The sequence below is a fragment of the Legionella sp. W05-934-2 genome (assembly GCF_964199965.1).
Lineage (GTDB): Bacteria > Pseudomonadota > Gammaproteobacteria > Legionellales > Legionellaceae > JAFIFT01.
Genome location: NZ_CAXMZT010000004.1, coordinates 245,320 through 257,849, shown reverse-complemented (window position 1 = coordinate 257,849; position 12,530 = coordinate 245,320). Strand labels below are relative to the sequence as shown.

The window sequence follows — 12,530 nt, the reverse complement described above, 5'->3', positions numbered from 1 at the left end:
ATTCAACTTTCGTGATCATTAAATAACTGGGGTTAAATAGTCTATTTCAAATACAATGCCTATCTAAACAGGGGATTAACCGTTTAAAAGGGAGCTACAATTTGTAATTGTTATGTTCTATATTTAATTTAAAGACGTTTTGTCAAAAGTACTGTAAGGATGTGCTTTTCAACTGAAGGTAGTATCGCAGCAGCAGGAACACTAGCTTTCATCGCTTCCTTTTATTTTAAATATCAACAGCTAATTTCAGTATGGTACTTTTTATCGGTTTTACTAAGTGTTCTAGTATTGATCATAATTTATTGGGAAAATAGACGATTAAGGAGAAGGGATGGATAGTTTAGTTATTGATGATAAATTAATTGATCTATTCACTCATGACATAAGTCCAATTGAGATAACAAACACCTCGGGATTTGAAAAGATTATTGATGGAATTGGTGAAGCAAGAATTGTCTTAATGGGAGAAGCAACCCATGGAACGGAAGATTTTTATCAAACACGTATAGAATTAAGTAAGTTATTGATAGAAAAAAAGGGTTTTCATGCTATTGCCCTAGAAGGGGATTGGCCTAGTGTATATCAAATGCATCGATATATATTAGGGGATGAAAAAATTGATAATGTTTATACTGCTTTGAACCGATTTAAACGTTTTCCAACCTGGATGTGGGGCAATACCACAATACCACCATTTTTAAATTGGTTAAGAAATTATAATCATACTCATGACTCAAAAAGCAAAGTGGGTATTTATGGATTGGATTTATATAGTTTGCATGATTCAATGCAGGCCATTGTAGAATATCTTGATCAACAAAAACCTCAATTGGCAGAAAAGGCTAAGAGTCGCTATGCATGCTTTGATCATATAGCAATGGATCCACAAATGTATGGTTATTTTGTAAATCGGCATTTAAAACGCTCTTGTATCAAGGAAGTTTCAGATCAGTTGTTAGAAATGCAGTATCAAACGCTATCAAAAATAAAGTCTGATAAATTGATGCAAAGTGAGGTGGAATTTTATATTAATCAAAATGCACGTTTAATCAAGAATGCAGAAGAATATTATCGAGTTATGTTTGAGCCCAGGGCTATATCATGGAATTTACGTGATAATCATATGGCGCAAACATTAAGTAATATTATCTCTCATATTGAAACAAAGACCAATTCATTAGCCAAAGTAATTGTGTGGGCACATAATTCACATGTTGGTGATGCTAGAGCAACTGAAATGAACGATAGAGGTGAGGTGAATTTAGGACAAATTGTCCGAGAACATTATGATATCAGTTCTTATCTTTTAGGATTTTCAACATTTGATGGCACTGTTTTGGCGTCCTCTGACTGGGATTGTCCTCCTACGATAAAGAAAGTTTTACCAGCTCTTGAGGCAAGCTATGAGGCATTATTTCATAAAGTTGATATCAAGCAATTCTATTTAAATCTTCGCAGTGACAGTCATTTGATAGATTTATTAAAGCATGCCAGATTACAAAGAGCCATTGGTGTAATCTATATACCAGAAACGGAGCGGCTTAGTCATTATCTTTTTTCACGCTTACCCTACCAGTTTGATGGTATCATACACCTTGATAACACTAAGGCTCTTAGTGCATTATCGCTATCAGGCGAATTAAATGATGGTGAATTACCGGATACGTATCCAAGTGGAGAGTAACTTTTTTGTACTTTTTATACTCAGCTACAAGCGCTTGGAATATGTCTTCCTATTACATGATTGACCCACTTAGCTTAATCTTGAGAAACAATAACACCTGCAGTTCTGGCTAACTCTTTTCGATGTTGAAAAAGTACTAGCATGGGTATACTTTGAATTGAATGGCGAGAGGATAATATTTGTTCCGTTTCTGTATTAACTTTTTATAATGCCTACAAACCGAACAGTTTTACAATGGAGAAGGTGTTCCTAAAAATAGTAACCGGCTTTTTGCCTTTGGGTAGTATATTGAAGCCCTTTGGGGCCTCAATAATTTGAAAAAACATGAACATTTCCATCTAACTCAACCGCACAATAATCATTGATAAAAAGATCACGGGTAAATGCTTCATAATCAAAGTAACACATCAAATTGTCCGGCAGTTTCTCGCCATAGCAGTCATCAATAAGATGATGGGCAAAATCAACTTCAGAATCATAACAGCCATGATATTGATCATTTATCATTAATGCTATTAGGGGTCTGACCAAAATATTTAATTGAAAAACATAAAGTTAACTACAAGGCAAGCTTAATATTGTGCCTTAAAACCTATTTTTCTTTATAAAAATTGATTTTAAGGGATATGTCCGAGAAGAGAGGTGCTTTTATCAGTCTATTTTTTCTTAGAATCTATATTAATAAGCAAAAATAGCTTTTAAGACACAATAAGTATCTATATTTATGTTTAACCAATTGTTAAATAATAGAATTTTTTGGTCCGACCCTTATATCTCGTACGCTATCGTTGATAGAATATTATCGTCTAATTGATAAGCCTTCTTTTATCATCGTAGAATATTGCTTAATGTATTCGATATCGGCCAAATAAAGTAAGTGATGCCCGTTTTGCATATTCAATTGGAAGGTTTCATTACCTGCTTGTGCTTGAGTCGACATAAAATTTACCAGAGCCTGAAGTCTTTCAATCATTAAATATGGCAGTGTCGCTCTTTCTTCATGAGACAAACCATAAGCCTGGCAAAATAAGCATGCTCTATTAATTTGTTCTTCTATAGAGCCAAATCCATCTTTATTATTCGGGTGAGTAAATGGAGACCATCTGTATAGTGCATAAGCAATATCCCATAAACGAGAACCTGGGTGGCAAGTATCGAAATCAATAATACCAACAGCAGTTTCCTTATCTAACACAACATTGTATGGTGCGTAATCTCCATGGCATATCACTTCTTGTGGTTCACGAGCCGGGAGCTGCCATTCGTTTTGATTATGCCTTGGACTTTTTAAAAAACTTTTGGAGGCATCATGAAAATTGCGGAGTAATTGAGCGCATGATACTAAAGCCTTTGTTGAGGAAGCCTTGATACTTAGCGGGTAATTACTAACTTCACCCTTGATAAAACTCACTATTTCTCGACCCTGGTCATCGAAACCTAAAGGCTCTGGCGCAGCATAAAAGCCTTCCTGGCGTAAGTGTCTGAGAAACGCATGTACTTGTTTGGTCCACCTGCCGGCGGGGCGATGAACTGTCTCTCCAATTCTGATAATTTGGTTTTCACGCCCTCCGTACAAGTGTTGTGTATCATCGCTCATTCTCTTAATCCTTCACCAAAATGAATACTCATTGCCTGGTAGAAAATAATGTCTCTAACAGTGACTTTAGAAACGCTTCTTCTGACCTAATATATTTCATACAAGATATCATTTTTTCTTCGATAATTTCGCGTCCTTTTAATATTTCAGCTTCATCAGAAGACGTCTCGCCAAGCATGCGGTGTATGTTAAATTCAGTCCATGCTAATACACAATGTCCAAGCCACCCCGTAAATGCTTGATGTGAAGAGGTTATCCATGTTTTAGAACTAAGTTGATGGTATGCGGTGAGCAGCTGTTTCAAGAAAGGGATATTTACTTTCTGTTGTAAAATAATGCCGCTCCATTCCAATCCATAGCCTATTACTTCTAGCATAGGATTCATTAAGCCAGCACTTTCCCAGTCTATGATATTTGGTTTATCATGGCTATCCCAAAGCACATTCTGGATGTGCATGTCTCTATGTGTAATAACTGCTTCTTTTTTGAGAGTTGGAATTGTCTGAAAATAGGCTTGATTCCAATCTAAAATCACTGGCAATAATGCCATTAAATCAGCATGTTTGGCACGTTCAATTAATTTTACCCAATGCGCATCTTCAAAGTAATCGTATTGGGCTTCATCCGTTCCACTGTGGTGAATATCTGCCGAGTGCAGTAACGAATATAATTCACCAATACATTTGGCATGCTCAATCGTTAACGTAGAAAAATCGCGTTATACAGAAACACAAATTGTCAAAATTTTAAAAGAAGTCGAAGCGGGTCGACTGGTTAAAGAAATTTGTCGTGAATATGGCATTTCAGATGCAACGTATTACAACTGGAAAGCAAAATATGGTGGCATGGAAGCATCGGACATAAAACGTCTGAAGGAGCTTGAAGATGAGAACCACCGTTTTAAGCAGATGTATGCAGAGCTGAGTCTTGATCACAAAATCCTGAAGGATATTATCGAAAAAAAGCTGTGAAGCCATCTGTGCGAAGGGAGTTGGTTGATTATGCAATGAATACTCATACTGTGAGTTTACGCCGTGCTTGTAAGGTTGTGGGTATCAGCGATTCGGTTTATCGATATAAGCTAAATATAGTAGGAAAGGACTCGCCTCAAAAATCAATAAAGTTCAATAATAAGGCAGATTCATGCTTTCTCAAGTTTGCTTTTATAAATTTGAGCGAGAATCTAAGCTTGATGAAACAAATATCTACCAAAATTTCCCTACAACTATGGAGCCATGAATTAATATCTCTTTAAAAGATCTGGTTTATTTCCCTTATGTGCTATATAAAAAAATAAAAATGCCAATTAAGAGGGCAGGCATAACGGGCAGTGGCTACTTGTACCTGAAATCATCTTCGTAATGATTGTATTTGCGATTCCAAGGACCAATTGGCTCCTCAATTTCCTCTACTATCATTTGAAACACATTCGGATCTTCCAGTGCTTTTAACATCCTTTCACGGTCTATGCCATGGATTTCGCCTTCTTTTACGCAGGCTTCTAAAATTGATTTTCCTACCTCCGTATCTCGAAAAAAACGATATGGATATGTATTATTTTCGTCTACGATCATTTTAGTCTCCAAGATTGCTGTTTTACCCAAACCCATCGGGTAAAATATAAGATAATAACAACTCATCCCTAGCCCTTCTCCTCTCAAGGTGAGAAGGGAACTGTTCCTTGAAAGTTAATTTCAAAAATGTGCGACATTATAAAACACATTATTTTCATGTGCCAAGACACTTTTCAAAATTTCGCATCATTCATTAACGCTCTCAGAATATGTCTCCCAGTTTAAGATTGATATCTTAACTGGGTGTGGGCATCTATTAAAGCACGTCATAGCTGTATGATCCTAAAAACTCAAACACTCATGCGAAAAACGTCTGTTGGCTCAGAAAATAGCCGACCTTCACAAACAACTTTAGCTCCTTGTTTTTCATAAAATTTGTTCAAGCTTTGTTTTAACGTGTCAAAGTAAATTAATTGTGCAGCTGACTCTTGGGCAACTAGCTTGGCTTGATTAACGATTTGATGTCCAAAGCCCAATCCTCTGACTTTTTCATCAACATAGACATACATAAGCTCAACAGCTTTAGTTAGTTTCTTTGATTCCTTAGAAAGTTCGGCATCAAATGATTTTTTAATGCTATTAAGTATTTACTCTCAAAAGGAAATGCTTCACGGCCTTTCAATTTATTATTGACAAGATTCCAGATCTTTTTGTCGTAGGCTAAAGAGGATCTAATAAATTTATTACACAATTCATCATTAAGATTATTTTTAATTAACCATTTCAATACAATTGAAGTTTCAGCAAGAGTTCTTGAACCTAAAATTGCCATTTCAGGACGATTTTGGCTGACTAAAAGCAAAAAGTCATCATATAGTTTATATATTCTAGACATATGCCCGACCAATATTCCTTGTTGTAGTTTATTCAGCGAAATACTAGGGCTTAAAGCCGCCGACAGAGCTAAATAGCTGTTCACTTGATTGCTTGTCGAAATCAAATCCTCTAGGTAATCACCTTCTGAACTTCTGTGTTTATTAATATCTGGTAGATCACTCATTTCTCACATGAAATCCTCTATAAACCCAAACGCTAGCAATTGCAATTAAATAAATTAGCAGAATAGGAATCGCCCATAATAAAAACGCACGTCCAACAAAAGAAATTGTAAAAACAATATTAAGCTCTGTTTGGTATCGGTTTCTCAATTCTTCTGTTTGGTATCGGTTTCTTAATTCTTTAATGATTGAACTAGCGGGTATATCCACCAAAAAAGGATTTTTACTTTCTTTGTTTAGAACAGTCTTATAATTAAGTTTTTTTTCAATGAGTTTTATTAGCTGAGGCATAGTAAGGTCTGGATGATTCATCCATGAATAAGACTGATTATTTAATCTTGTATATACATCCTTATACCAGTGATTATATATTCTAGTTTTTCTTTCTTCATATGCTTGCCAAGCGAAAATACAAAAATGCTCCTGTCTGGGTTCATGGCGATATTAGTCCGGGAAATCTAATTGTTAGGGATGGACATTTACATGCTGTTATCGATTTTGGCTTATTGTCAGTAGGTGATCCGGCTTGTGATTTAGTTATGGCCTGGAATTATTTTGATAGTAAGAGCAGGAAAGTATTTAAAGAAGCAATGGCTTTAGACAGTAATACGTGGCATCGTGCCAGGGGATGGGCTTTGTGGAAAGCCTTAATCATTGCTTCCGGCATTAGTAAAACCAATGCAGTAGAAGCCAACAGCAGTTATCAGATTATAGAGGATATTATTCATGAGCATTAGCATTCGTCGAATGAATGAACAGGATATCCCGACGATTATGGAATCTATCCAGGTTCTTGATTGGAATAGGGATGATTCCGTGTATCGACAATATCTAGAAGAACAGCATCAGGGATTAAGAGAAGTTTATGTCGCACTTTATCATGATTTATTTGCTGGGCACATCAATCTAATCTGGCAACCGCCTTACAAGGCTTTCCAGGAAAGGGGAATTCCAGAAATATCCGATCTGATTGTCCTGCCGCAATTTAGAAGAAAAGGGCTTGCAAGTGCACTAATGGATGAATGTGAGGCAGCAGCCAAGGAAAGCTCCGCTTGGTGCGGTTTAGGTGTCGGTTTATATAAAGACTACGGGCCAGCACAGGCTTTATATGCAAGACGAGGGTATCAGTTAGATTGTTTGGGCGCGACATCTCATCTTAAACCTATCATACCTGGTACTAACGTATTTGTTGATGATGATCTATTAATTTGGATGGTGAAAAAATTATAATTTTTCATATTTATCGTGTTATTTAGCGTGGTGATTTTATGATCAAAGCATTTTGTGCGGTATTAGTGACTAAAAATTTTAAAGAACAACTCACATTTTACAAAGAGGTAATTGGATTAACAGAATTTTTTAACCAGGATAATACCGCTGGTTTGGGCGTTAATAACCAACTGCATATTGTTTTAAGAATAGAAGACAACCCTGAAAGTCATCATTTGAAAGAGAATAAAGGTCCGATAATCCTAACTTTTCAGATTAATTCCGGTGACAGAGATGCTCTTCTATCCCGCATTGAGAATGGTGGGTATAAAATACGTGATAAATTGGAACTACCGAATTATGGTAGTGAGTATATTTTTATTGAAGATTTTGATGGGAATGAATTATGCTTGGATGTTAAAGGCTAATTCAACCCAAATAGATTCTGCATGCTATTAGGGGTACTGCATGCTATTAGGGGTCTGACCAAAATTAAGCTATTAGGTCCCATAACTATTAGGGGTCGGACCAAAATATTTAATTGAAAAACATAAAGTTAACTACAAGACAAGCTTAATATTGTGCCTTAAAACCTATTTTTCTTTATAAAAATTGATTTTAAGGGATATGTCTGAGAAGTGAGGTGCATTTATCAGTCTATTTTTTCTTAGAATCTATATTAATAAGCAAAAATAGCTTTTAAGACACAATAAGTATCTATATTTATGTTTAACCAATTGTTAAATAATAGAATTTTTTGGTCCGACCCTTATATCTATCCTTATATCTACATTATTAATAAGAGAGTTCTTGGTAATGTTGATAAAGCAGTCCAATCTGAGACATTTAAAGCTTTGGAGAGTGATATTAAATTGTTTGGTACAGACCTTGCTTTCTCAAAGAACTAACTAAATTTGCACCATTAAAAAAGTCAGCAAGCGTAGGCCGGGCCTTGGCCAGACATTTGACCATATTAGCTTTAATTTCCTTTTAATGTCTTTGAATCTTTTTTAATTCTGAGTATCTCTCTTATATCACAGTGAAATTATATAATCGTCGGGCCAAGGCCCGACCTACGCTTGCTACAAATGTCGTACAGAGTATAACAGTGTCGTACTCAAACCCGCAAATCTCACGCAAGGTTATTTTGGCTATTACAAATGTTTGATCAGATACAGGTCAATAAATAATTTTTATAATGACTAAGCAGTCATTTCATAAATTCTATCTTCAACAGATGTATGATTTTACAGTCAGTATCTTATTTAATAAGCAGACCTCTCAATGAAGATATTTAATAGGTCTAATTAAGTATTAAGCACTTTTCCGGTTGTTTCAATCATTTGGTGAAGCGGTCTCTAGGAGTAATTTTGAATTTTCAAAATGAATTGTTAACTCCCCTAAAGATTTTAGCTCCCTAAACCCATCACAGCTTGGTTAACATTACCTATCTTTTCTTCGCAGGTGGTTTGGCTTTTTTGGAAAAAGAATAATGCCCTACCTTGAGTTTCTTTAGTATAAATGAGATTTCCTGCCAGAAGTAAAGCTCCTATGCCAGTAAGAGCAATGGCAATATTGGCAATTATAGTAGGCCAGGATGTACGGTATTCACTCATTTCATGGTTTTTACTATTTAATACTTGGGAAAACTCGGTTTGAAATGTCTTAAAGTTATCAGGATTATTTTCTTTTTTAAAGAAAGCATCTGCTTTTGACCAAAGTTCCTCAGCAAGATCGATGGCAATTTGCCCTTTAGAAGCTCCCTGGGTTTTTAAATTAGCCCCGTACTCTTTTAAAGCACGTATTGTTGAAAACAAACGTCCTTTTGGATTTTCTTCTGCTTTTAAGAGAAGGGAAATTATCTCCTTTCTGTTATATTGTTTGGCCAAAGACAAAGCAGTACTTCCATTACTCTCCTGAATATATAGATCCACATTATGATCAATGAGCCACTGTACCATTGAAATGTTATCTTTTAGGACTGCATAATGAAGTGCAGTTCGCTTTGTACTATCTTGAGCATCAATAGCTACTTTGTTTTCAAAGAGCCATTGCCAAAGAGCTGGATTTTGACTACTCGCTGAAAAATGTAATGGGGTCTCAGCTTCTTTCGTCTTACTTGTGATATCAGTTCCCTCATTAGCTAGATATTTGGCAAGCTCCAAATTTCCAATTTTAGATGAAGTATGTAATAAATTTTCTCCCCTATTATTTGTATATTTTAGTGCGTTGCCTACATTGATTAGTTTTTTTACCGATTCAATAGAAGTTGTTGGCTGCTTAATAAGCAAAGACTGTATGGGTAAATGCCCATATCCATCTTCCACGTTAAAAAGGTCCGTCTTTAATTTCACTAACTCTGAAATTTCTTTATCATTCACCTCATCTTTATTGCTAAGAACCAAGCAATGCAACAAGGTATTGTAAGAACCACTACTGCCTGTAACTGTTAGATCAGCTCCATGCTTTGCCAAGAGCATCGCCGAACGTTTAAAGTCATCAAGACTACATTCTTCATTCTGAAATTGGTTGATTAAAGAGGTAAGTGTTGTTCTACCATAGGCACTTTTAGCATCGACCGTATCTTTTTTTAAGGTCAGTAGTTCAGTGATTTCTTTATCATTTACCCCGTCTATATTGCTAAGAACTAAGCAATGCAACAAGGTATTGTAAGAACCACTACTGCCTGTAACTGTTAGATCAGCTCCATGCTTTGCCAAGAGCATCGCCGAACGTTTAAAGTCATCAAGACTATATTTTTCATTCTGAAATTGGTTGATTAAAGAGGTAAGTGTTGTTCTACCATAGGCATTTTTAGCATCGACCGTATCTTTTTTTAAGGTCAGTAGTTCAGTGATTTCTTTATCATTTACCCCGTCTATATTGCTAAGAACCAAGCAATGCAACAAGGTATTGTAAGAACCACTACTGCCTGTAACCGTTAGATCAGCTCCATCTTGAACCAATTGCATGGCCCCTTGTTTGAAACCTGACAATTCTATCCTCTCATGAGAGAATTCATTAATTAGTGTTTTCAAATCTTTTGTTGGGTTAGTCATGTTAAATCCCCAAAGCTTATATGTTGCGCGTATTGTATATTCAGTCGGCAGCGAGATCAATGGACAAAACCCATTCTCGATAATTACGAGACCTTCATTTGGCTGATATATATTTACTCAGAACTTAAATTTCTATAAAAATGAGTAAAGTTTAGGGCGGACCAATAGTCCGAGCTATTAGGGGTCGGACCAAAATATTTAATTGAAAAACATAAAGTTAACTACAAGGCAAGCTTAATATTGTGCCTTAAAACCTATTTTTCTTTATAAAAATTGATTTTAAGGGATATGTCTGAGAAGTGAGGTGCATTTATCAGTCTATTTTTTCTTAGAATCTATATTAATAAGCAAAAATAGCTTTTAAGACACAATAAGTATCTATATTTATGTTTAACCAATTGTTAAATAATAGAATTTTTTGGTCCGACCCTTATATCTCTTATATCTACATTATTAATAAGAGAATTCTTGGTAATGTTGATAAAGCAGTCCAATCTGAGACATTTAAAGCTTTGGAGAGTGATATTAAATTGTTTGGTACAGACCTTGCTTTCTCAAAGAACTAACTAAATTTGCACCATTAAAAAAGTCAGCAAGCAATGATATGATTTGCCTTAATTTTATTATAAGGAGTCATGATGACTATTAAAGCAAAAAGCCTATTCTCTTGTTTATTGTTTATTCCTTTTCTTTCTGCCAACGCAGATAACGTAGATCCCTGTGAAAATATTGTAGGAACGTGGCAAGGTACCTATAGTAATACAACCTGTAAAGTAGAGGCTGTTGCACAATTTAATAAGTATAAATCTACTATTCGAATGAATCTCCGTCTTGATGATAAATCTAAATATCAATGCCAGATAAACGAGGTTAACTTCACATCTTCTGGAACATGTACGGACGCAATGATCATGTTTTTAGATGGTTCTAACATGAAGGGTACTATCTTTGATAATTCAATCCACTTGAAAAATACATACGAAATAATTGATTTGAAAAAAAAATAACTTAGTGAGCTAAGTGAACATTGCATGGGAGCTTTTAATTCTTGAATGCGCCTTAGGAGAATAATATGGCAACAACCCAAAATGGAATAAAATTGACCAAAACAATCGTTGATAAATTAGAAGCAAATCCCGGCAAACCCCAATCCTTTTTTCGAGATGACAGTCTAAAAGGATTTGCATTAAGAATTACTGCAAGTGGGGTGAAAAGTTTTATTGTTGAAACCCGAATCAATGGCAAAGTGAAAAGAGTGACTTTGGGTAAATATGGTGCACTAACTGTCGAAGAAGCTAGGAAGCAAGCAAAAGGGTTATTAGGCAGTGTTGCCAGAGGCGAAGATCCCATTGCTGAAAAGAAAGCCAAGAAAGTTGAAGCATTATCGTTACGTGATGTATTCAAGGACTATTTAAAAACCAGAAAAGACCTCAAGTCAAAAACCTAATACGACTATGAAAAAGTATTGGGCGAAGTAATGCCTGATTGGTTGGATAAACCGCTGATTAGCATTACTCGGGAAATGTTAGCCAAACGTCACTTACAACATGGTACTAATACCAGTAAAGCAAGAGCAAATAATGCAATGCGGGTATTGCGTGCCATCTTTAACTTTGCCACGTTTGAATACCACACTTCTGATGGCCAACCCATTATCACCGTTAATCCAGTTAAATACCTATCACACACCAGAGCTTGGTATCGAATTGACCGCAAACAAACAGTCATCAAATCCCATCAACTAGCAGCTTGGTATCAAGGTGTTATTCGATTGGTTGAAAACGATAATTATCGCAATGCATTACTGTGGCATGACTACTTTTTATTATTACTATTCACCGGTATGCGTAAAATGGAAGCTGCATCGCTAAAATGGGATGATATCGATCTGATATCCAAAACCATCACCATCCAAGACACCAAAAATCATGAAGTCCATACTTTACCCATGTCTGACTTTGTATATGAATTAATGGAACGTAGAAGCAGACAGAAAACCAGTAAATATATATTTCCAGCTGAAAGCAAAACTGGTTATATCTATGAACCTAAAAAGGCGGTAAATAGGGTAGTGGAGTTATCTGGCGTACCATTTACTTTACATGATCTAAGAAGAACCTTTGCCACTATTGCAGATAGCCTTGATTTACCAGCCTATGCCTTGAAGCGTTTGCTCAACCACAAAATGAATAATGATGTGACAGCAGGGTATATTATGAAAGATGTAGAACGCTTGAGAAAACCAATGCAGCAGGTGGCTAATTTTATACTTGAGCATATGATGGAGACAGCTGACTTAAGTTGAATATATTTGACGTAGCTAATCATTATTATCCATAATTACACTACTACTTCCCCTTGGACTTCTCTCCCTGGGCGCAGGGCCTCTTCTGAGGCTCTTGTTTTTTA

At 35.7% G+C, this 12,530-nt stretch carries 13 protein-coding genes and 2 pseudogenes; 7 read left to right on the top strand and 8 right to left on the bottom strand.

The genetic code is table 11. From position 1 onward, the window contains the following. Positions 1 to 331 precede the first annotated feature (331 nt). On the top strand, positions 332 to 1,684 hold the full coding sequence (locus AB3348_RS06530; RefSeq protein ID WP_367606762.1) for an erythromycin esterase family protein: 1,353 nt from the start codon (positions 332 to 334) through the stop codon (positions 1,682 to 1,684). Positions 1,685 to 1,990: 306 nt separating this feature from the next. On the opposite strand, the gene AB3348_RS06525 is transcribed toward AB3348_RS06530, so the two are convergent. From AB3348_RS06525 to AB3348_RS06515, 3 genes are all read right to left on the bottom strand, one after another. After that, the gene (locus tag AB3348_RS06525) at positions 1,991 to 2,191 is read right to left on the bottom strand and encodes an antirestriction protein ArdA (protein ID WP_367606761.1); all 201 of its coding nucleotides are present in this window, start codon (positions 2,189 to 2,191) and stop codon (positions 1,991 to 1,993) included. A 292-nt stretch (positions 2,192 to 2,483) separates the two neighbouring features. Further along, entirely contained in the window at positions 2,484 to 3,281 is a 798-nt protein-coding gene (locus tag AB3348_RS06520; protein ID WP_367606760.1) for a phosphotransferase enzyme family protein, read from the bottom strand. A gap of 28 nt (positions 3,282 to 3,309) precedes the next feature. Continuing rightward, entirely contained in the window at positions 3,310 to 3,960 is a 651-nt protein-coding gene (locus AB3348_RS06515) for a phosphotransferase (RefSeq protein WP_367606831.1), read from the bottom strand. A 16-nt stretch (positions 3,961 to 3,976) separates the two neighbouring features. Here AB3348_RS06515 and AB3348_RS06510 point away from each other — a divergent pair. Beyond that, a pseudogene (locus AB3348_RS06510) lies at positions 3,977 to 4,362 on the top strand (transposase); the annotation flags it as partial. Between the two features lie 253 nt (positions 4,363 to 4,615). Here AB3348_RS06510 and AB3348_RS06505 read toward each other — a convergent pair. The 4 genes from AB3348_RS06505 to AB3348_RS06490 all read right to left on the bottom strand — a co-directional run bounded on the left by AB3348_RS06505 (position 4,616) and on the right by AB3348_RS06490 (position 6,165). Further along, on the bottom strand, positions 4,616 to 4,921 hold the full coding sequence (locus AB3348_RS06505) for a hypothetical protein (RefSeq protein ID WP_367606759.1): 306 nt from the start codon (positions 4,919 to 4,921) through the stop codon (positions 4,616 to 4,618). A gap of 224 nt (positions 4,922 to 5,145) precedes the next feature. Continuing rightward, entirely contained in the window at positions 5,146 to 5,430 is a 285-nt protein-coding gene (locus tag AB3348_RS06500; RefSeq protein WP_367606830.1) for a GNAT family N-acetyltransferase, read from the bottom strand. After that, complete coding sequence (locus AB3348_RS06495) at positions 5,382 to 5,855, bottom strand: DUF5677 domain-containing protein (protein ID WP_367606758.1); 474 nt, start codon at positions 5,853 to 5,855, stop codon at positions 5,382 to 5,384. Before AB3348_RS06495 ends, AB3348_RS06500 begins: the two co-directional genes overlap by 49 nt. Further along, positions 5,848 to 6,165 carry a hypothetical protein gene (locus tag AB3348_RS06490; protein ID WP_367606757.1) on the bottom strand — a complete coding sequence of 106 codons (318 nt, stop codon included), beginning with the start codon at positions 6,163 to 6,165 and terminating at the stop codon, positions 5,848 to 5,850. Before AB3348_RS06490 ends, AB3348_RS06495 begins: the two co-directional genes overlap by 8 nt. A gap of 80 nt (positions 6,166 to 6,245) precedes the next feature. On the opposite strand from AB3348_RS06490, the gene AB3348_RS06485 reads away from it, so the two are divergent. Genes AB3348_RS06485 through AB3348_RS06475 form a run of 3 tightly spaced genes read left to right on the top strand, consistent with a single transcriptional unit; the run spans position 6,246 to position 7,490 of the window. Continuing rightward, entirely contained in the window at positions 6,246 to 6,590 is a 345-nt protein-coding gene (locus AB3348_RS06485) for a phosphotransferase (protein ID WP_367606756.1), read from the top strand. After that, positions 6,580 to 7,083 carry a GNAT family N-acetyltransferase gene (locus tag AB3348_RS06480; RefSeq protein ID WP_367606755.1) on the top strand — a complete coding sequence of 168 codons (504 nt, stop codon included), beginning with the start codon at positions 6,580 to 6,582 and terminating at the stop codon, positions 7,081 to 7,083. Before AB3348_RS06485 ends, AB3348_RS06480 begins: the two co-directional genes overlap by 11 nt. 38 nt (positions 7,084 to 7,121) lie before the next feature. After that, positions 7,122 to 7,490: a VOC family protein gene (locus tag AB3348_RS06475; RefSeq protein WP_367606754.1), complete on the top strand. Its 369-nt coding sequence runs from the start codon at positions 7,122 to 7,124 to the stop codon at positions 7,488 to 7,490. 981 nt (positions 7,491 to 8,471) lie between these two features. Here AB3348_RS06475 and AB3348_RS06470 read toward each other — a convergent pair. Then, entirely contained in the window at positions 8,472 to 10,121 is a 1,650-nt protein-coding gene (locus tag AB3348_RS06470; protein WP_367606753.1) for an ankyrin repeat domain-containing protein, read from the bottom strand. A gap of 635 nt (positions 10,122 to 10,756) precedes the next feature. Between AB3348_RS06470 and AB3348_RS06465 the strand changes: the two genes are divergently transcribed. After that, positions 10,757 to 11,128, top strand: a complete 372-nt coding sequence (locus AB3348_RS06465; RefSeq protein ID WP_367606751.1) for a hypothetical protein — start codon at positions 10,757 to 10,759, stop codon at positions 11,126 to 11,128. 65 nt (positions 11,129 to 11,193) lie between these two features. Next, positions 11,194 to 12,426, top strand: a pseudogene (locus AB3348_RS06460) (tyrosine-type recombinase/integrase). Positions 12,427 to 12,530: the final 104 nt, after the last annotated feature.

What these genes read in the sequence shown, in the direction of transcription:
- AB3348_RS06530 (WP_367606762.1), top strand. Translation starts at nt 332, where the DNA reads ATGGATAGTTTAGTTATTGATGATAAATTAATTGATCTATTCACTCAT.
- AB3348_RS06525 (WP_367606761.1), bottom strand. Translation starts at nt 2,191, where the DNA reads ATGATAAATGATCAATATCATGGCTGTTATGATTCTGAAGTTGATTTT.
- AB3348_RS06520 (WP_367606760.1), bottom strand. Translation starts at nt 3,281, where the DNA reads ATGAGCGATGATACACAACACTTGTACGGAGGGCGTGAAAACCAAATT.
- AB3348_RS06505 (WP_367606759.1), bottom strand. Translation starts at nt 4,921, where the DNA reads ATGAGTTGTTATTATCTTATATTTTACCCGATGGGTTTGGGTAAAACA.
- AB3348_RS06495 (WP_367606758.1), bottom strand. Translation starts at nt 5,855, where the DNA reads ATGAGTGATCTACCAGATATTAATAAACACAGAAGTTCAGAAGGTGAT.
- AB3348_RS06490 (WP_367606757.1), bottom strand. Translation starts at nt 6,165, where the DNA reads ATGAATCATCCAGACCTTACTATGCCTCAGCTAATAAAACTCATTGAA.
- AB3348_RS06485 (WP_367606756.1), top strand. Translation starts at nt 6,246, where the DNA reads ATGCTTGCCAAGCGAAAATACAAAAATGCTCCTGTCTGGGTTCATGGC.
- AB3348_RS06480 (WP_367606755.1), top strand. Translation starts at nt 6,580, where the DNA reads ATGAGCATTAGCATTCGTCGAATGAATGAACAGGATATCCCGACGATT.
- AB3348_RS06475 (WP_367606754.1), top strand. Translation starts at nt 7,122, where the DNA reads ATGATCAAAGCATTTTGTGCGGTATTAGTGACTAAAAATTTTAAAGAA.
- AB3348_RS06470 (WP_367606753.1), bottom strand. Translation starts at nt 10,121, where the DNA reads ATGACTAACCCAACAAAAGATTTGAAAACACTAATTAATGAATTCTCT.
- AB3348_RS06465 (WP_367606751.1), top strand. Translation starts at nt 10,757, where the DNA reads ATGATGACTATTAAAGCAAAAAGCCTATTCTCTTGTTTATTGTTTATT.